The following is an 18,278-nucleotide window of genomic DNA, read 5'->3' on the forward strand; positions in this document are numbered from 1 at the left end:
TTACAGGAGGTATTCGGATGAAGAAGAAAACAATAGCAGTATTTATGACTATTTTATTGAGTTGTCAGCCTGCTTCGGCTTATGCAGCAGAAATAGCATATGATTTTTGTGATTCACCGGAAAGCACAGTGACAGATGATGTGAATATCTGGTCAGATGGTGATGAAGAGGAGCTGTTTTCCGAAGGAGATGTGGTTGATGTGCCGCAGGCCAAGGCGTCCGGAAACTGTGGAACAGGTGTGAACTGGAATCTGGATACAGACGGAACGCTTACGATCAGCGGTTCCGGACAGATGGAAGATGGGTTTGGAGAATCTTTTCTTCCAAGTTATTATCAAAATGCAGTAAAAAAAGTAATCATACAAAATGGAATTACGAGAATCGGAGGGGCTGCATTTTTTGGACTTACGAATCTGAAGGAAGTAACGATTCCTGAAAGTGTTACAAGCATTGGATATCAGGCTTTTTCAGGATGTGGAATGTCAACTATTTTGATTCCGGCATCTGTTACAACTATTGAGGAAGGTGCGATTAACAGCAACTCATTGACAGCAATAGCTGTAAGTGACAAAAACAAAAATTTCACTTCAGTAGACGGAGTGCTTTTCAGTAAAGATAAAACAGAATTAGTAGCATATCCCGGTGGAAAATCAGCAGCAAGCTATGCAATACCAGAAGGAACAAAAAAGATTGGGATTATGGCATTTTTTGAATTAAATTATCCGAAGTCCATTATAGTTCCTGCAAGTGTAGAATATATAGGCGAGCAGGGATTCGGGTACATGGGGAAAAAGCTGGAAAGCATATATTTTAAAGGAAATGCGCCTGTGTTTGACAATAATTCTTACAGCGATGTGTTCAGTTATACTACAACAACTGCGTATTATCCCGAGAATAACAGTACCTGGACAGCCAGTTCCTTTATAGGAAGCAATGTAACATGGAAAACCTGGAAAGTGTCGGGAAATCCGATACCGAAACCAACAGAAAAACCGGATATATTAGATTTGACAAATGAAACATTATCCAGCTGTTCAGGATCTAAAGTTGGTCATATGTGGGAACTGGAATCCGGAACAACGAAATATTATAAATGCCGATTCTGCAATACAGAAAAAAGTCTGATGAATGCAGCTGGTGATGTAAGGGCTATGGGAATCTGCGGTGAGCATTGCTATTGGTCAGTAGATCAGAAGGGCGTATTAAGAATCTGGGGATCAGGAGATATGTTTATCTATGGAACGCCCAACAGTTCAAAAAGTTACAGCAAGGGAGAGATGGGGCTGGGAATTGCTCCGTGGATGAAATACTGGACTAAAGAAATAAATTCTATAAAAGTAGAAAGCGGGGTTACAGGTATTTCAGATGGAGCATTTGCCTGCGTGGATCTGGATAGCAGCACTCCTTTTTCCTATGAAAAAAAATTTACAGATATTTCATTTACAGACACAATTGAGAAAATTGGATATAAGGTATTTTGGGGTGTATGTTATGATAATCTGACCATTCCTAAAAGTGTGAAAGCATGGACAGAAGATGTCCTGAGTGCATCAAATATAGATACAGTTACCTTTGCGGAGGGAATTCGCGAGATACATAAAATCGGTTCAAATAATGTGAGAAAATTTGTTTTGCCATCAAGTGTTACTTCTCTTGAAGATAAAGCTTTTATGGGCAGTGGTTCATTGGAAGAGATTAATCTGCCATATGGCATTACAGAGATACCGCAGCTGGCTTTTTCCGGCTGTAAAAAATTAAAAAGTATTACAATTCCGTCCAGTGTAACGAAAATTGGCCAGGAGGCTTTTGGAAACTGTGATACTTTAACTACAGTTACTATTCCATCAGGGGTTACAGCCTTAGCATTTCGGACATTCTTTCAGTGCAAAAACCTGGAAAGTGTTACTATTCCGGAAAGTGTAACTGTACTGAATTATTTCAATGTTTTATGTGATAAACTGAAAGATATTTACTATCAGGGAAGCGAAGCTTCATGGAAAAAAGTTACGATTTATGGGACAGAATACTTAGATAAGGTAAAAGTTCATTATGCAAAACCAACGGCGACACCAACAGCAACGCCGAAGCCAACAGCAACGCCGAAGCCAACAGCAACGCCAAAGCCGACGGTGACACCAACAGCTACACCAAGGCCAACAGCGACACCGAAACCAACGGCGACACCGACACCGCAGCCAACAGTAACAGCTACACCAAAACCAACCGCAACACCAGCCCTTCCAACAGGCAAATTCACCGTCAAACTTTCGGCAGCTACAGTAGCCTATAACGGTAAAACACAGACTCCATCCATTACAGTAACCTACAAGGGCAAGAAGCTTTCCGGCAAATACTATACAGTGAAATGTACCAATAATAAAAATATAGGTACAGCATCAGTTACTGTAACCGGAAAGGGAAATTACAAGAAGTGCTCCGGAAAAGCAACCTTCAAAATTGTGTTAAAGAAAAGTACTTTATCCAGCTTGAAAACAGGTAAAAAGTCAGCAACACTCAGCTGGAAAACAATAACAGGAAGTACCGGCTATCAGATCCAGTACAGCACAAGTAAAAACTTTTCCAAAGCTAAAACTGTAAAAATAGCAGGTGCAGGAAAACGTTCCACAACGATCAAAAAACTGACATCAAAGAAAACATATTATGTGAGAATCCGGGCATATAAGATTGTAAATAAAAAAACAGTATATGGCGCATGGTCAGTCAGTAAGAAAGTTGTTGTAAAATAGAAAAAAAGTAAACAGACGAGAAAAAGCAGAAGCAGAAGCTTTTCCCAGACGGGGAATCAGCTCCTGCTTTTTGCTATGCTTTCTGTAAAGGACTTCAGAAGGAATTTGTCTGATTACAATGTGGCAGATGATTTCATGACAGACAGTATAAGAATGAATTGTTATTTGCGAAAAAAACAGCTATACTAAAAACGTAACTTCTCAATAAATTTCAGAAAACATGGAAGGAGAAAATAATTTATGAGAAAAAGAAAAAATGTGTTTATTACTGTTTTGGCTGTCATTATGGCTGTATTTGCCATGTCTGTAAGTGTCTGTGCGGCACAGAAGAATCCGCTCAGTCAGATGCCGAAAAAGACCAGCACTGTATTCAGATCAGCGGCGACAGGAATGGGATGTGATTTTTTCACACCGGAGTATACAACAAAGGTGAAAATAACCGCGAAGAGCTATAACACAAAAGTAGTAACAGTAAAGACTTATGCATTTACCAGAAACGGTAAAAGCTTTGCAGGATATGAGACAACACCGAAAGGACCGGGAAGTACCCAAATTAAAGTTACAGTTAAAATCGGATCAAAATCATATACAAGAACATGCCGCTATACAGTCTATAAATGGGAAAATCCATTAAAGACATTAAAAATCGGTTCTAAAGCTTATACTGCCAAACTGAACAGATCAGGAACTGCTGTACTGCCGAAAAACTCACTTAATGGAAAATTTACATATAAACTAAATCCGAATTATAAACTGGAATCCATTTACTGCTATAACAAAAAAGGTGTAGTTACAAACATAAAAAACGGAAAAAATCTTCCGAAAGGTACCAACAGAATAATGATGCGAATGAAATCCAGAAAGAATAATAATTTTTACAATGTGCTTGTTTATGTAGCACAGCCATAATATCGGCCTGAACTGAACGTAAAAAATAACCTGGCAATACGCCGGAGATGGAAGGAAAAGAATAAAAATGAAGAAAAAATTTATAGCTATCGTTCTGACAGCAATGCTCGGTGCAGAACCATGCAGCATGGTTTATGCAGAAGAAATTTTTGCAGATAAATCCGTGGAAAATGATAATACAGCAGAAGTGAAAGTAACAGAAGAAACGGAGACAGAACAACCGGAGGCAGAGCAGGAAGAAACAACAGAAGAAAACGAAAGCGATGTGCAGGCGAATGAAACAGATGCTTCAGATGCAGATGAGATCGAAATGCAGGAGTCTGAAATAGCACCAGAAGAATTATCCGAAGAGCTGTCAGAAGATGACGTTTTCAGTGCAGGAGATTCGGAGGCAGAGATAGAAGAAGTCAGTATTGTATCTGAGCCGAACAAGAAAGAATATGACTATGGAACTGTTAAATCTGCCAGTGACTTTGACCTGACAGGTCTTGTAATCAGAATATCCTACAGTGATGGAAAAGAGGAAACACTGAGCTTCACCAGAGATAAAGAAGAAAAAAGCGATTCCAGAGGAAATACATTTTATCCGCTGATCTATTTTGATGAAGAGGATGGGGGAAATGACGGAGATCTGGGAGAGTATGATTTTGTTATCGTAAGTGAAGAAGAGGGGGAAGTTGCATCTTCTGAGCTCAGTATAGTTCTTTCTGCTGCTACCCCTCATCTGGAAAATAAAGGAAAGGGTGTTTATTCCAGAACAGTTGGAGCAGAAACATATACTAAATTTATTCCGGAAGCAGACGGGGAATATATTGTAAGAAGAACTTTTACAGAAGATTCACAAAAATCCACTTTAAAAGAAGAGATTTATGATTCTGAATTTAACAGAATAGATGTAGTAAACTATGATACAGGCAGTGTAAAACTGAAAAAAGGAAATGTATATTACATAAAACCATTCAGACTTAAAAATACAGTTACAGCAGAATATGTATGGCCCATAAAATCAGTGGCACTGCAGGGAAAATTCAAAACAGCGGTTTTTTATACACCGGTGAATTTCTGGAGCAGTGGAAAGAATAAATATACGCTTGAAAAAGCACCGTGGCACGGACAGAAACTGAAGATCACATATACCAATGGTGAAACAGAAAGCGTTGATATCTATAAATCAAATCATTACGGACAGTATATCAATGCGTATATTAATTATTCCGGCAACAAAAAATCCCCGGAAGCAGGAACTTATGATGTACATTTCAGGCTGGGTGAATCTGGTGCAGAAGCTGTATTGAAAAAAGGCATTCAGGTAAAAAATCTGTCACAGATGCCGGCAATCGTCGGTAAAGGAACGAAAGTAATGCCAGTTACAGGCTCCATTGTATACAGCTGCCTGAAAACTACAAGTGCCGGCAAATATACTATTAAATGCAAGGATTGGGACAGCTATTCATATCTTACAGTTTCACAGCTGAAGAACGGAGAGCTGAAACAGATCCTTTCAGTTGAAAACGGAAAAAGCTGTACTCTGAAAGCAAACAGTGTTTACTATATCGGGCTGAATATCCACAGTGGTGTGATGAGTCTTGATAATATGACATTTTCGGTATCACAGGGAACTGATAAAACGCAGATAAGCAAAACAAAGATAACAGTTGGAACATTATCCTATACAGGAACTAATGTAAAACCGGCGGTAACAGTTAAAAATGGAAAGAAAACATTACGTCAGGGTGCTGATTATACAATTTCATACAACAAAGCTTCAAAAATCGGAACAGCAGTGAAAGTCACGATCACCGGAAAAGGCAGCTATACCGGAAAGATAGCTAAAACAGTTTACATTGTCCCGGCAAGATCGACGGTATCTTCTGCAATCGGTGGAAAGAAAAGACTTACGGTTTCTTTCAAAAAAGCGACAGGAGCAAGTGGCTATCAGATCGCATATTCAACCAGTCAGAACAGAGGTTATAAATATACATATCTGAACAGCAAAATCTTCAGAAAAACAATAACCGGTCTCAGCAGTGGAAAAAAATATTATGTCAAAGTAAGGGCATATAAAACTGTCAATGGCAAAAAATATTATGGAAATTACAGTGCGGTAAAATCTGTGAAAGTGAAATGATATAGTATATTTGACAAAAAACAGGGAGGAAAAGCTTTGAAGCAGATCGCAGATTTACACATACATTCCAGATATTCCATGGCAACAAGCAAAGACGGGACACCTGAGATGCTGGATCTCTGGGCACGGAAAAAGGGGATTACGGTTCTTGGAACAGGAGATATGACACATCCTGTATGGCGGCAGGAACTGAAGGAGAAGCTGGTTTCGGCCGAACAGGGATTGTTCCGCCTGAAGGACGAGTTTGTTTTGCCGGAGGCGGCACGTTATCCCGGAATTGCGCCAAGATTTGTGCTGTCGGGTGAGATCAGTTCTATCTATAAAAAAGGCGGAAAAACCCGGAAGGTGCACAGCCTGATCCTGCTTCCCGGATTTAAAGAGGCAGATGCTTTTGCCGCGAGGCTGGAAAAAATCGGAAATATCCATTCTGACGGAAGGCCCATTCTGGGCTTTCCCTGCCATGATCTTCTGGAAATGATGCTGGAAGTCAGCGAGGAGGGGATGTATATTCCTGCGCATATCTGGACACCGCATTTTTCCCTGTTTGGAGCGAAGTCAGGATTTGACACCATAGAGGAATGTTTTGAAGAACTGACACCTTATATTCATGCACTGGAAACGGGGTTGTCCTCAGATCCTGCGATGAACTGGCAGATTTCCGTACTGGACGGATATCAGCTGGTATCCCATTCGGATGCGCATTCTCCATCCAGACTTGGAAGGGAAGCGGATCTTATGGATATAGAGCTTTCCTATCAGGGACTTTGGAATGCGGTGCAGAAAGGTGAGGGGCTTGAGGGAACGATCGAGTTTTTTCCGGAGGAAGGAAAATATCATTTCGACGGACACCGGAAATGCGGCGTATGTTTAAGTCCGAAAGAAGCAGAGAAATATCAAGGAATCTGTCCTGTGTGTGGAAAGAAACTGACCATGGGTGTGGATCACAGGATTCTGCAGTTATCCGACCGTGAAGAGGGTGCTTTTGCCATGCCGGAAAGTGGCCGTCCGTATGAAAGCCTGGTTCCTTTGCCGGAAGTGATATCAGCCTGTGTGGGATTTTCTACAGCAAGCAAAAAAGTTCAGAGACAGTATGAGATGCTTCTTGAAAATCTGGGTGCGGAATTCCAGATTTTGAGAGAAGTTCCGATAGAAGATATCGGGCTTACAGGCGGTGATGTTCTGGCAGAGGGAATCCGGCGGCTGAGAAAGGGAGAAGTTATACGGAAGCCGGGATTTGACGGGGAATACGGAAAAATAGAGCTGTTTTAAAGGAACGGGAAAAAATATGAAAGAAAAAATCGGCATCATATCAGACACTCACGGCCTTCTGCGGCCTGAGGTGCTGGAAATTTTAAAAGACTGCAAATATATTCTTCATGCAGGAGATGTAAATAAAGATGAGATCCTGGATGTACTGCGCAATATGGGGAATCTTTATGTTGTCAGAGGAAACAATGACAAGGACTGGGCGGAAAATCTCCGTATCAGTTTAAGCTTTACCATTGGCGGTGTGAAATTTTTTATGGTTCATAATAAAAAAGATGTAGCCTGGGAGCTTGGAGATACTCAGGTGGTGATTTTCGGACATACACATAAATATTTTGAGAAGATAATAGATGACCGTCTGTGGCTGAATCCGGGCAGCTGCGGACGAAGCCGTTTCGGAGGGGAAGTCACAATGGCTGTGATGACCGTGGAGGACGGACACTATCAGGTGGAAAAGATTATTTTGGCGGAAAATTCCAGGAAATGATCAGAACCCTGTTTATGGATCCTTTTGTGCAGATATGTTTCTGTAGATTACTGGAACACGCTGATGTATAAAAGGTTTTTTTGTATTTTATGGGATACAATCCTTGTAATTTAGGATTTGTAGCGTATAATTAGAAAACGTTTAAACCCAAAGTGGTCTTACCACTTTTGAGAAATTTGTCTGAGCGCAGACTGTGAGGTGACTGCGTTCATGAGTATGCAGTAAAGCAAAATGTGAATATGCGCTTTACATGAATCAGGAGGGACGCAACATGAAGTACGTGCAGCAGTTCAGCATCATCCTGCTGATTTCCGTCATTGGAGAATTACTGAAAACCTTTCTTCCACTTCCGGTACCGGCCAGTGTTTATGGACTGATCATTATGCTGGTGGCACTGCTTACAGGCATTCTGAAGCTGGATCAGGTGAAAGGTGCGGCAGATTTTCTGGTTGAGATCATGCCGGTAATGTTTGTACCGGCAGGTGCGGGGCTGATTACAGCCTGGAGCACTCTGAAACCGATCTGTGTACCGGTTCTTATCATGACGTTTATCAGCACGGTGATCGTAATGGTCGTAACAGGAAAAGTAACGCAGGGAGTGATCCGAATGGGAAAGAGAGGAACTGAAAAATGATGGAATTTATAAAAAACTCCGCATTTTTCGGAGCGATGATAAGCCTGATCGCTTACGAGATTGGTCTTATCCTGAAAAAGAAATTCAAAATGGCGATTTTTAATCCTCTTTTAATTTCGATCATCTGTGTTATCGGAGTGCTTGTGATTTTTCATATTGATTACAATGATTATAATGAAGGCGGCAAATATATCAGCTATCTGCTGACACCGGCAACGGTATGTCTGGCAGTGCCTCTTTATGAGCAGATTCATCTGCTGAAAAAAAATCTCAAGGCAGTTGCAGCCGGGATCATCTCAGGAACGCTGGCGGGACTTTGCAGCGTCCTGCTTATGTCAAAGCTGTTCGGATTCAATCATCAGGAATATGTTACCATGCTTCCGAAATCCATCACAACAGCCATTGGAATGGGAGTTTCCGAAGAACTTGGCGGTATCGTGACTATTACAGTTGCGGTTATCATCATCACAGGAGTTCTGGGAAACATGATCGCAGAGGTTGTTTATAAAATCGCAAAGATCGAGGAGCCAATTGCAAGAGGTCTCGGACTTGGAACTTCAGCCCATGCTATCGGAACAGCCAAAGCCATGGAGCTGGGACCTGTAGAAGGTGCCATGAGCAGTCTTGCTATCGCAGTAGCCGGTCTTCTTACCGTTGTAGGTGCATCGGTGTTTGCCGGAATGATGTGAGCACAGATCATGAAAGGATTGTGTTCATGAGTATGTAGCAGTAAGAAGTGTGAATTTTTGTTTTATATGTTAAATCCATAGAAAAAAATATGTGAAAGGTCTGTCGTCTGTGGCAGGCTTTTTTCTTTTTGACCAAATAAATCGCGAAGGAGGTTTTTGCCGCCTGACTGAAAAACGAACATATTTTTGTGCAAAATAAACAAATGTTCGGAAAAACAATATTCGTACCGTTTTATTGTACTGAGCATGCGCTATAATACCAATATACAGAAAATATGTTCGGAAAATATGTTCGAAAAAAATCACGAGCCGGACATATAACAGGGAGGAAGGATCTTATGTGGAATACAGAGAATAGCAGGAAGATAGCACTGGCAGAGGGAAGATATGTGGAGACAGGTGACAGTCATTACAGGAAGAAGAAACTTTCTTCCGGAATGGCTATGATACTGGGAGCACTTCTCACAATAGAGATCATGATTGGAGGGGCAATGCTTTTTAATTTTGATTTCCGGGGAGCTGATATCGTTGCCGTTGTACTTGCATTCATGGTATTATATTTTGCAGTAGTAGCTTCGCTGACAGATAAGTAGAACAGGAGGAATGCAGATGCCCAGGGTTTTTAACCAGAAAATAAAAATTTTATATCTGATGCGTGTTTTTCTGGAGAGAACCGATGAAGAACATCCTATGTCTGTGAAGGATCTGATCATTTATCTGAACAGTCTGGGAATCAGTGCAGAGCGTAAGACTATATATGATGATATTGAGACATTGCGGAATTTCGGCATGGATATCCTGAACCGGAGGGAGAAGCCGGCCGGCTTTTATCTGGCCAGCAGGGAATTTGAGCTTCCGGAACTGAAGCTTCTGGTAGATGCCGTGCAGTCCTCGCGATTTATTACCAGTGGTAAATCACGTCAGCTGATCGGGAAGCTGGAGAGTCTTGCCAGCGTGTATGAGGCCAGACAGCTTCGAAGACAGGTCTTTGTGGAGAACAGGGTCAAGACCATGAATGAGAGCGTGTATTATAATATTGATGAGATCCACAGGGCACTTACCGATAACAGGCAGATATCTTTTCAGTACTGTGAATGGACAGTGGAGAAAGAACTGCGGCTTAAGAAGAACGGTGATCGGTATTGTGTCAGTCCGTGGGGACTTGTCTGGCAGAATGAGAATTATTATCTTGTAGCTTATGATGAGAAATGCGAAACAGTGAAGCATTACCGTGTAGACAAGATCCTGCAGATCCGAATTGAGGAGGCTTCACGTAATGGTCGGGATATTTTTGAGAATTATGATGTAGGAGAACTGACATCCAGAACCTTCGGGATGTTTGGCGGCAGAGAGGAAACCATATGTCTTGAAGCACACAACCGTCTGGTGGGAGTTGTGCTGGACCGTTTCGGAAGAGACATTATGATACAGAGGAAGGATCATGAACATTTCAAAACGCTGGTTCGTGTAAACGTCAGTGGTCAGTTTTTCGGCTGGATAGCCAGTCTTGGACCGGATGCAGTGATCGCGTCACCGGATCGTGTGCGCGATGAGTACCGGGAATTTCTTGAGAAAAGTCTTTCTAATTACAAATGATAAATAATATTTACTTGATGAGGAATCTGCATATTATAGTGATTCAGGAAATTTTACCCTGAATCAGCAGATTTTCATAGAAATTATCTCTAAAAAAAGATATTAAAACAGACAAAAATGAGAAAAATCATATAATAACCGTATTTGAAATACAAAATTAATATGGAGAGCATGTCTAAAAAAGATAATAGACATTGCGATGTTTAAGTGCTATAATGCTTTCGTCTCTTAGAAGGGAATAAATTTTGCCATTTCAGGCAGATTATGGACGGTGAAGATATGACTGTAAAAGCAAGAATGCTGAAGCTTCTGGAGCAGCACGAGAATGAACTGATATCCGGAGAAGCGGCAGCAGCAGAACTGAACTGCACAAGAGCGGCCATCTGGAAAGCTGTGAAATCCCTTCGGGAAGAGGGATACACCATAGAAGCAGGACCAAACAAAGGCTATGTGCTTCGCGGCGGCAGCCGGTTATCTGAAGAAGGGATCCGGCTTTATCTCAATCATCCAGATGCTTCTGTAAAGATATACAGGGAACTGGATTCTACGAACAGAGCAGCCAAGGAGGCTGCATTTTCAGGAGAAGCAGGGCATGGCGCACTGATACTGGCGCGTCAGCAGAAAAATGGAAGAGGCCGGAGAGGCCGGAGTTTTTATTCCCCTGAAAATGCAGGACTGTATATGAGTATCGTTCTAAGACCGGAGCGAACGCTGAAGGAAGGACTCCTGATCACTACAGCAGCGGCAACTGCAGTTTACCGGGCTGTGAAGAAGATCTGTGGAATCGACCTCGGGATTAAATGGGTTAATGACCTGTATCTTCATGATAAGAAGGTGTGTGGGATACTGACAGAGGCTGTTACAGACTTTGAGAGTGGAAACATTGAGTTTGCTGTTGTGGGGATCGGCCTGAATCTGTATATACCGGAAGACGGTTTTCCGGAAGAGATACAGGGAACAGCAGGAGCATTGTTTGGAGGCAGGAAGGAAGCAGAACATATAAACTGCAGTCTTCTTGTTGCAGAAATTGTCAACCAGCTTCTTATGGAAGCAGAAACTCCGGAACTTTCCAGAGAATATACAGAAAATAATATCATTCCTGGAAATATGATCGTGATCACTGACGGAACGCGTACACGGGAAGCTTATGCAAAGACGATTGCTTCTGATGGAAGGCTGCTCGTTAGAGAACAGGATGGTTCAGAAACCCTGCTTTCTTATGGAGAAGTATCTGTGCGCAGGAAACCGGAAGAAGATCAGTCAAATTAATTGTTTATTTTGTATAAAAAAAAGATTCTTTTTTGTACAAAACAGGCAAAAATAATATTGACATTCTGGAAATGCGGAGTAAAATAAAGTCAACTACAAGGCGTGGTCATACCAATTATAAAAAGATGCGATCAGCGCCAAGAGAAAAGGAGGGAGAAAAACGGGAGATTTATCAAGTACACTGGCAGAAGAGCTGAACAGTAAGACAGCCTTTACCATTCCTGTGTTTGGTGGAATACCGATTGCAGAATGTGTAGTAGTCACATGGGTCATTATGGCGGTTCTTGTGATCCTGTCTCTGATTCTGGTTCGGAATCTCAGTGTGGAAAATCCGGGTAAGAAGCAGTTACTTCTTGAGTCCGGAGTAAGTTTTCTTCAGGATTTCTTTATGGGAATTCTTGGAGAAGAAGGCAAACAGTATGTGCCTTATTTGATGTCAACCGTAATTTTCATCGGAATAGCCAATATCGCAGGCGTGTTTGGATTTACACCACCTACCAAGGATATGAATGTGACCATTGCGCTGGCGCTTATGAGCATTATTCTGATCGAGTATGCAGGCTTTCATAAGAAAGGCCTGAAGGGCTTCTTGAAAAGCTTTGCGGAGCCGGTTCCGATCATGCTTCCAATCAACATCCTGGAAATCGCGATCAGACCTACATCTCTCTGCATGCGGTTGTTTGGTAATGTTCTGGGAAGCTTCGTAGTTATGAAGCTGCTGGAGTTTGTTTGTCCGGCTATTCTTCCCATACCATTCAGTCTGTATTTTGATTTCTTCGACGGATTCATACAGGCGTATGTATTTGTATTCTTAACATCCTTGTTCATCAAGGAAGCAATTGAGTAATCAGGCATTAAAAATGAAAAAAATTGTATTTTACAGGAGGAAAAAACTATGTTAATCGCAATTGGTGCAGCTATCGCAGTTCTTACAGGTATCGGAGCAGGTATTGGTATCGGTCTTGCAACATCTAAGGCAGTAGAAGCTATCGCAAGACAGCCGGAGGCAGAGAGCAAGATCAGTAAAGCACTTCTTCTTGGATGTGCTCTTGCAGAGGCAACAGCTATTTACGGTTTCGTAATCGGTCTTCTGATCATTATCATGCTTGGCTAATAGGTAAAGACGAGATACTAATTCAGGATTAAGAGAGGCAGGTGGACCAGGTGATTAAAATTGATATCAACCTTGTCTTTACTATTATAAACCTGATCGTTCTTTATCTTTTAATGAAAAAGTTCCTGTTCGGCCCAATCATCGGTGTCATGGAGAAGAGAAAAGCCATGATCGATGAGCAGTTTGCTTCAGCAGAAAAAACAACAACTGAAGCAAACCAGCTGAAAGGACAGTATGAGGATGCACTGAAATCTGCGAAGGAAGAATCCTTCAACATTGTAGAGCAGGCTAAGGACGAGGCAAAAGTACAGGCAGACAGCATCGTGAAGAAAGCTAATGATCAGGCTGGCGAGATTCTTGAGAAAGCAAGAAGAGACATCAGTACTGAGCAGGAAGCTGCTATGAAAGCGATGGAAGGCAAGGTAGCTGAGCTGGCTATGGATGCAGCATCCAGAATCATGGGAAAAAAGAACGACGAAGCACAGGATATGTCCCTATATGACCAGTTTTTAGAAGGAGCAGGTGATCCTCATGACAGAGACGTCCATTAATTATGCAAAAGCATTATACGGTCTTTCTGTCCCTGAGGAGGCAATCTGTGAAACCGAAAAGATTTTTGAGAATACCCCTGAAATAGGAAAAATGCTTGAAAATCCCCTGGTTTCTCTCAAAGAAAAAGAACAGGTAATAGAGCGGGTTTTCCCGCAGGAAATGAAGAATTTTCTTAAAGTAACCTGCAAGTATCAGAAGATAGACAGCATTCAGGAGATCATCGAGGCTTATGATGCTTACAGCCGGGAACAGAAAGGAATTCTCAAGGCAGAGCTTCTTTATGTGACATGTCCTACCGAAGCGCAGGAAGATAAGATGAAGGAGTTTCTCCGTAACCAGTTTTCTGCCAGCGAAGTAGAGCTTACCCTTACAGAGGACAAGAATCTCGTAGGCGGATTTGTTCTGCGGGCAGGAGATCGTGAGTACGACTGGAGCCTCATCGGACGTTATAAGAAACTGAAACAGAAATTAACCCGGAGGTGAAATTGAATTGAGTGCAATAAATCCAGATGAAATCATTTCGATTCTCAAGGAAGAAATAAAGAACTATGACGAAATCAGCAAGGACCAGGAAGTAGGCACCGTCATCTCCGTGGGAGATGGTATCGCAACTGTTTATGGCATTGATCATGCCATGTACGGTGAGGTCGTGACCTTCGAGAATGGTCTCAAAGGTATGGTACAGGATGTCCGTGCCAACAGCATGGGATGTATTCTTTTCGGAAAGGATACAGGAATCAAGGAAGGCACCAAGGTTGCCAGAACTGGCAAACAGGCAGGTATTCCGGTAGGTGATAAATTTATCGGAAGAATCGTGAACGCACTTGGTGAGCCTATTGATGGAAAGGGAGAGATCGAGGCGGAGGAATACCGGCCGATCGAGAACCCGGCTCCTGGAATCATTGACCGTAAATCTGTAACTGTACCGATGGAAACAGGAATCCTTTCCATTGATTCCATGTTCCCGATTGGCCGTGGACAGCGTGAGCTTATCATCGGCGACAGACAGACAGGTAAAACATCCATCGCAACAGATACGATCATCAACCAGAAGGGTAAAGATGTAATCTGTATCTATGTTGCTATCGGACAGAAGGCTTCTACTGTTGCAAAGGTAGTTTCCAATCTTGAAAAATATGGTGCAATGGAGTATACAACAGTATTCTCTGCAACAGCCAGTGACTGTGCACCTCTTCAGTATATCGCTCCTTATGCAGGTACTGCTCTTGCAGAGTATTTCATGTATCAGGGTAAAGACGTACTGATCGTATATGATGATCTTTCCAAGCATGCAGTGGCATATCGTGCATTGTCACTTCTGCTTGAGCGTTCTCCGGGACGTGAGGCATATCCTGGTGACGTATTCTACCTCCATTCCAGACTTCTGGAGCGTTCCAGTCGTCTGAGTGAAGCGGCAGGCGGTGGATCCATCACGGCACTTCCGATCATCGAGACACAGGCTGGTGATGTATCTGCATACATTCCTACTAACGTAATTTCCATCACAGACGGTCAGATTTTCCTGGAGAGTGATCTGTTCTTCTCAGGTATGCGTCCGGCAGTTAATGTTGGTCTTTCCGTATCCCGTGTTGGTGGTGCCGCACAGACCAAGGCTATGAAGAAAGCTTCCGGTAGTGTACGTATCGATCTGGCACAGTACAGAGAGATGGAAGTGTTCACTCAGTTCAGTTCTGATCTGGATGAGGCCACAACTGCACAGCTGAAATACGGAAGTTGTCTGATGGAGCTTCTGAAACAGCCACTTTGCAGTCCGTTAAGTCTTCATCAGCAGGTAATTACTCTCTGTGTTGCGACTCACAAGCTGATGGTAGATGTAGAAAAGAAAGAGATCAAGAAATATCAGAAAGATCTTCTGGAGTACTTTGATAATGTATATCCTGAGATCGGCAAAGAGATCGAGACTACAAAGCAGCTCTCTGATGAGCTTGTAGAGAAAATCGTAAAGGCGGCAGAAGAATTCAGAGATAAGAGCAGGTAGGTGTTGATATGGCAAATGCAAAAGAAATACAGACTCGTATGAAAAGCATTCAGGACACCATGAAGATCACCAATGCGATGTACATGATTTCTTCTTCCAAGATGCAGAAGGCGAAGAAGATCCTGCAGGACACAGAACCATATTTCTATAATATGCAGGCTGCCATTGCCAGAATCCTCCGTCATATGCCGGATATCCAGCATCCTTTCTTCAGTGAACGTCATCTTGTTCCGAAGGACGAAAGGAAGATAGGTACCATTGTCATTACAGGCGATAAAGGTATGGCTGGTGCATACAATCATAATGTACAGAAAATGACAGAAGACTTCATGGAAGAAGTACCGGGACATCATAAACTGTATGTCCTGGGTATGGTAGGGCGTCAGTATTTCGGCAAGAGAGATGTGGACATGGACGGCAGTTTCCACTATACTGTGCAGAAACCGACCATGCACAGAGCACGCCTTATCACTGAAGAGATCGTACGAGCATTTCTGGAAAGAGAGCTGGATGAGATTCACATTGTTTATACACAGATGCAGAATGCAATGGCAATGGAGAATGTGAATATGCAGCTTTTACCGCTGAAAAAAGCTGATTTTAAAATGGGTCAGGTTCCGGCAGATATCTATCAGGAGGAGATTGTGTTATCTCCGTCTGCAGATGTGCTCCTGGATACTATGATTCCGAACTACCTTACAGGTGTGATTTATGGATGTCTTGTAGAGGCATATGCCAGTGAGAACAATGCGAGAATGACAGCAATGCAGTCCTCTACAGATAATGCGAAAGCGATGCTGAAGGATCTTTCCATTCAGTACAACCGTGCACGTCAGGCTGCGATCACGCAGGAAATCACAGAGGTTATCAGCGGTGCTAAAGCACAAAAAAGGAAGTGATGACTATGAATAAAGGTAAGATTGTACAGGTTATGGGACCTGTTGTAGACGTTGTTTTTGAAGATGGACAGCTTCCGGATATCAAGGATGCCCTTGAAGTCGAGAACAACGGTAAGAGATGCGTTATGGAGGTGTCCCAGCACCTTGGAAATAATATCGTACGCTGCATCATGCTGGGAGCCAGCGAAGGTCTGCAGCGAGACAGAGAAGTAACAGCTACCGGAAGCGGTATTAAGGTTCCGGTTGGAGATAAAACACTGGGTCGTCTGTTCAACGTTCTTGGAGATACCGTAGATGGCGGTGATTCCCTGGACGGTGAAGAGCATTGGGTCATCCATCGTGATCCGCCTTCATTCGAAGAGCAGAAACCGGCTGTAGAGATCCTGGAAACAGGTATCAAGGTTATCGACCTTCTTGCACCATATGCCAAAGGTGGTAAGATCGGTCTGTTCGGTGGTGCCGGTGTTGGTAAGACAGTTCTTATTCAGGAGCTGATTCAGAACATCGCAACTGAGCATGGCGGATATTCTATTTTTACCGGTGTCGGAGAGCGTTCCCGTGAAGGTAATGACCTTTGGACCGAGATGAAAGAATCAGGCGTTCTCGAGAAGACAGCCTTAGTGTTCGGACAGATGAATGAGCCGCCAGGAGCACGTATGCGTGTTGCCGAGACAGGACTTACTATGGCAGAGTATTTCCGTGATCAGGAGCACAGAGATGTACTTCTTTTCATTGATAATATTTTCCGTTTTGTACAGGCAGGATCTGAGGTTTCCGCTCTGCTTGGTCGTATGCCGTCCGCAGTAGGATATCAGCCTACACTGGCAACTGAGATGGGTGAGCTTCAGGAACGAATCGCATCCACCAAGGAAGGATCTGTTACATCTGTACAGGCTGTATATGTACCGGCCGATGACTTAACTGACCCGGCTCCGGCAACAACATTCGCCCATCTGGATGCAACAACCGTTCTTTCACGTAAGATCGTTGAGCAGGGTATTTATCCGGCTGTAGACCCACTTGAGTCTACTTCCCGTATCCTGGAGGCAGATATTGTCGGTGAGGAACATTACGAAGTAGCACGTAGAGTACAGGAGATTCTTCAGAAATATAAAGAGCTGCAGGACATCATTGCTATTCTTGGTATGGAAGAGCTCTCAGAGGAAGATAAGCAGACTGTATTCCGTGCAAGAAAAATCCAGAAATTCCTTTCTCAGCCGTTCCATGTAGCTGAGAACTTCACCGGTATCAAAGGTAAATACGTACCACTGAAAGAGACGATTCGTGGATTTAAGGCGATCATTGACGGTGAGATGGATAATTATCCGGAGAATGCATTCTTTAATGTTGGAACCATTGATGACGTAATTGCAAAAGCAAAAGCCGAGGAGAACCGGCAGTAAGGAGCGGCTATGAGTGAGACATTTGGCCTGGAAATCTATGCCAGCAATAAACTGGCTTATGCAGGACGTGCCCAAAAGCTTATCATCCCGGCAGTGGATGGTGAGCAGGGATTTCTTGCTCATCATGCAAATGTCGTAGCAGCCATCATTCCCGGTGAGATGCGTTTTGAGGATGCAGAAGGCAATGAGCACGTTTTTGCAGTGAGCAGCGGTTTTGTTGAGATGATCAATAACCGTGCCAAGCTGTTCTGCCTCAGCGTAGAGAGCCCGGAGGAGATTGATATCCGCCGTGCCCAGGAAGCCAAGGAGCGTGCAGAAGAGCAGCTTCGTCAGAAGCAGAGCATCCAGGAGTATCATATGAACCAGATGGCTCTTGCGAGAGCGATGACACGTCTTAAAGTAACACATAAGCAGTAAAAAATATATTACAGAAAGCACCTGTTGAATAGTAAAATAAACGTAGATCATAAGTTGGTTACGTTTATGACCATGTGACAGAGCGGAATGAGAACAGCCGCTTTGTACAGAGAATATTCAAAAGGTGCTTTTTTATTATACTGATATAAAAAAGCCAGAGTATGCAAAG

At 42.8% G+C, this 18,278-nt stretch carries 17 protein-coding genes and 1 pseudogene; all 18 read left to right on the plus strand.

Annotated elements, in window-relative coordinates; genetic code table 11:
* Nucleotides 1-17 precede the first annotated feature (17 nt).
* The 18 genes and pseudogenes from AC04Q4_RS14265 (at nucleotide 18) to atpC (ending at nucleotide 18,109) form a co-directional block, all read left to right on the plus strand.
* Nucleotides 18-2,747 carry a fibronectin type III domain-containing protein gene (locus tag AC04Q4_RS14265; RefSeq protein ID WP_173737936.1) on the plus strand — a complete coding sequence of 910 codons (2,730 nt, stop codon included), beginning with the start codon at nucleotides 18-20 and terminating at the stop codon, nucleotides 2,745-2,747.
* Nucleotides 2,748-2,987: 240 nt separating this feature from the next.
* On the plus strand, nucleotides 2,988-3,656 hold the full coding sequence (locus AC04Q4_RS14270; RefSeq protein WP_173737935.1) for a hypothetical protein: 669 nt from the start codon (nucleotides 2,988-2,990) through the stop codon (nucleotides 3,654-3,656).
* 67 nt (nucleotides 3,657-3,723) lie between these two features.
* A complete protein-coding gene (locus tag AC04Q4_RS14275; RefSeq protein WP_476389184.1) occupies nucleotides 3,724-5,784 on the plus strand; it encodes a hypothetical protein in 2,061 nt (686 codons plus the stop codon).
* A 78-nt stretch (nucleotides 5,785-5,862) separates the two neighbouring features.
* Nucleotides 5,863-7,050 (plus strand): annotated as a pseudogene (locus AC04Q4_RS14280) (endonuclease Q family protein); the annotation flags it as partial.
* A gap of 19 nt (nucleotides 7,051-7,069) precedes the next feature.
* A complete protein-coding gene (locus tag AC04Q4_RS14285) occupies nucleotides 7,070-7,537 on the plus strand; it encodes a metallophosphoesterase family protein (protein ID WP_173755861.1) in 468 nt (155 codons plus the stop codon).
* A 271-nt stretch (nucleotides 7,538-7,808) separates the two neighbouring features.
* Nucleotides 7,809-8,171 (plus strand): CidA/LrgA family protein, encoded by a 363-nt coding sequence (locus AC04Q4_RS14290; protein WP_173737932.1) that lies wholly within the window; start codon nucleotides 7,809-7,811, stop codon nucleotides 8,169-8,171.
* Complete coding sequence (locus AC04Q4_RS14295; protein ID WP_173737931.1) at nucleotides 8,168-8,860, plus strand: LrgB family protein; 693 nt, start codon at nucleotides 8,168-8,170, stop codon at nucleotides 8,858-8,860. The genes AC04Q4_RS14290 and AC04Q4_RS14295 overlap by 4 nt, the downstream gene beginning before the upstream one ends.
* A 338-nt stretch (nucleotides 8,861-9,198) precedes the next feature.
* A complete protein-coding gene (locus AC04Q4_RS14300; protein WP_173737930.1) occupies nucleotides 9,199-9,453 on the plus strand; it encodes a hypothetical protein in 255 nt (84 codons plus the stop codon).
* Nucleotides 9,454-9,469: 16 nt separating this feature from the next.
* A complete protein-coding gene (locus tag AC04Q4_RS14305; RefSeq protein WP_476389185.1) occupies nucleotides 9,470-10,456 on the plus strand; it encodes a WYL domain-containing protein in 987 nt (328 codons plus the stop codon).
* Nucleotides 10,457-10,720: 264 nt separating this feature from the next.
* A complete protein-coding gene (locus AC04Q4_RS14310) occupies nucleotides 10,721-11,725 on the plus strand; it encodes a biotin--[acetyl-CoA-carboxylase] ligase (RefSeq protein WP_330604257.1) in 1,005 nt (334 codons plus the stop codon).
* 181 nt (nucleotides 11,726-11,906) lie between these two features.
* On the plus strand, nucleotides 11,907-12,572 hold the full coding sequence (locus tag AC04Q4_RS14315; RefSeq protein ID WP_179976586.1) for a F0F1 ATP synthase subunit A: 666 nt from the start codon (nucleotides 11,907-11,909) through the stop codon (nucleotides 12,570-12,572).
* Nucleotides 12,573-12,620: 48 nt separating this feature from the next.
* Complete coding sequence (gene atpE / locus AC04Q4_RS14320) at nucleotides 12,621-12,839, plus strand: ATP synthase F0 subunit C (protein WP_021652814.1); 219 nt, start codon at nucleotides 12,621-12,623, stop codon at nucleotides 12,837-12,839.
* Between the two features lie 50 nt (nucleotides 12,840-12,889).
* A complete protein-coding gene (gene atpF / locus AC04Q4_RS14325) occupies nucleotides 12,890-13,390 on the plus strand; it encodes a F0F1 ATP synthase subunit B (protein WP_476389186.1) in 501 nt (166 codons plus the stop codon).
* Complete coding sequence (gene atpH / locus AC04Q4_RS14330) at nucleotides 13,371-13,874, plus strand: ATP synthase F1 subunit delta (RefSeq protein WP_173737927.1); 504 nt, start codon at nucleotides 13,371-13,373, stop codon at nucleotides 13,872-13,874. Before atpF ends, atpH begins: the two co-directional genes overlap by 20 nt.
* Before the next feature lie 7 nt (nucleotides 13,875-13,881).
* Nucleotides 13,882-15,390, plus strand: coding sequence for a F0F1 ATP synthase subunit alpha (gene atpA / locus AC04Q4_RS14335; RefSeq protein ID WP_173737926.1), 1,509 nt, complete (start codon nucleotides 13,882-13,884; stop codon nucleotides 15,388-15,390).
* Between the two features lie 8 nt (nucleotides 15,391-15,398).
* Nucleotides 15,399-16,289 (plus strand): ATP synthase F1 subunit gamma, encoded by an 891-nt coding sequence (atpG, locus tag AC04Q4_RS14340; RefSeq protein ID WP_173737925.1) that lies wholly within the window; start codon nucleotides 15,399-15,401, stop codon nucleotides 16,287-16,289.
* Nucleotides 16,290-16,294: 5 nt separating this feature from the next.
* Nucleotides 16,295-17,692 (plus strand): F0F1 ATP synthase subunit beta, encoded by a 1,398-nt coding sequence (gene atpD, locus AC04Q4_RS14345; RefSeq protein WP_173737924.1) that lies wholly within the window; start codon nucleotides 16,295-16,297, stop codon nucleotides 17,690-17,692.
* A 9-nt stretch (nucleotides 17,693-17,701) separates the two neighbouring features.
* Complete coding sequence (gene atpC / locus AC04Q4_RS14350) at nucleotides 17,702-18,109, plus strand: ATP synthase F1 subunit epsilon (RefSeq protein WP_173737923.1); 408 nt, start codon at nucleotides 17,702-17,704, stop codon at nucleotides 18,107-18,109.
* Nucleotides 18,110-18,278: the final 169 nt, after the last annotated feature.

This window comes from Blautia sp. HA8986 (assembly GCF_056504635.1).

Excerpts from the sequence above, each read along its gene's own strand:
- AC04Q4_RS14265 (WP_173737936.1), top strand. The coding sequence starts at position 18 with ATGAAGAAGAAAACAATAGCAGTATTTATGACTATTTTATTGAGTTGT.
- AC04Q4_RS14270 (WP_173737935.1), top strand. The coding sequence starts at position 2,988 with ATGAGAAAAAGAAAAAATGTGTTTATTACTGTTTTGGCTGTCATTATG.
- AC04Q4_RS14275 (WP_476389184.1), top strand. The coding sequence starts at position 3,724 with ATGAAGAAAAAATTTATAGCTATCGTTCTGACAGCAATGCTCGGTGCA.
- AC04Q4_RS14285 (WP_173755861.1), top strand. The coding sequence starts at position 7,070 with ATGAAAGAAAAAATCGGCATCATATCAGACACTCACGGCCTTCTGCGG.
- AC04Q4_RS14290 (WP_173737932.1), top strand. The coding sequence starts at position 7,809 with ATGAAGTACGTGCAGCAGTTCAGCATCATCCTGCTGATTTCCGTCATT.
- AC04Q4_RS14295 (WP_173737931.1), top strand. The coding sequence starts at position 8,168 with ATGATGGAATTTATAAAAAACTCCGCATTTTTCGGAGCGATGATAAGC.
- AC04Q4_RS14300 (WP_173737930.1), top strand. The coding sequence starts at position 9,199 with ATGTGGAATACAGAGAATAGCAGGAAGATAGCACTGGCAGAGGGAAGA.
- AC04Q4_RS14305 (WP_476389185.1), top strand. The coding sequence starts at position 9,470 with ATGCCCAGGGTTTTTAACCAGAAAATAAAAATTTTATATCTGATGCGT.
- AC04Q4_RS14310 (WP_330604257.1), top strand. The coding sequence starts at position 10,721 with ATGGACGGTGAAGATATGACTGTAAAAGCAAGAATGCTGAAGCTTCTG.
- atpE (WP_021652814.1), top strand. The coding sequence starts at position 12,621 with ATGTTAATCGCAATTGGTGCAGCTATCGCAGTTCTTACAGGTATCGGA.
- atpH (WP_173737927.1), top strand. The coding sequence starts at position 13,371 with ATGACAGAGACGTCCATTAATTATGCAAAAGCATTATACGGTCTTTCT.
- atpG (WP_173737925.1), top strand. The coding sequence starts at position 15,399 with ATGGCAAATGCAAAAGAAATACAGACTCGTATGAAAAGCATTCAGGAC.
- atpD (WP_173737924.1), top strand. The coding sequence starts at position 16,295 with ATGAATAAAGGTAAGATTGTACAGGTTATGGGACCTGTTGTAGACGTT.
- atpC (WP_173737923.1), top strand. The coding sequence starts at position 17,702 with ATGAGTGAGACATTTGGCCTGGAAATCTATGCCAGCAATAAACTGGCT.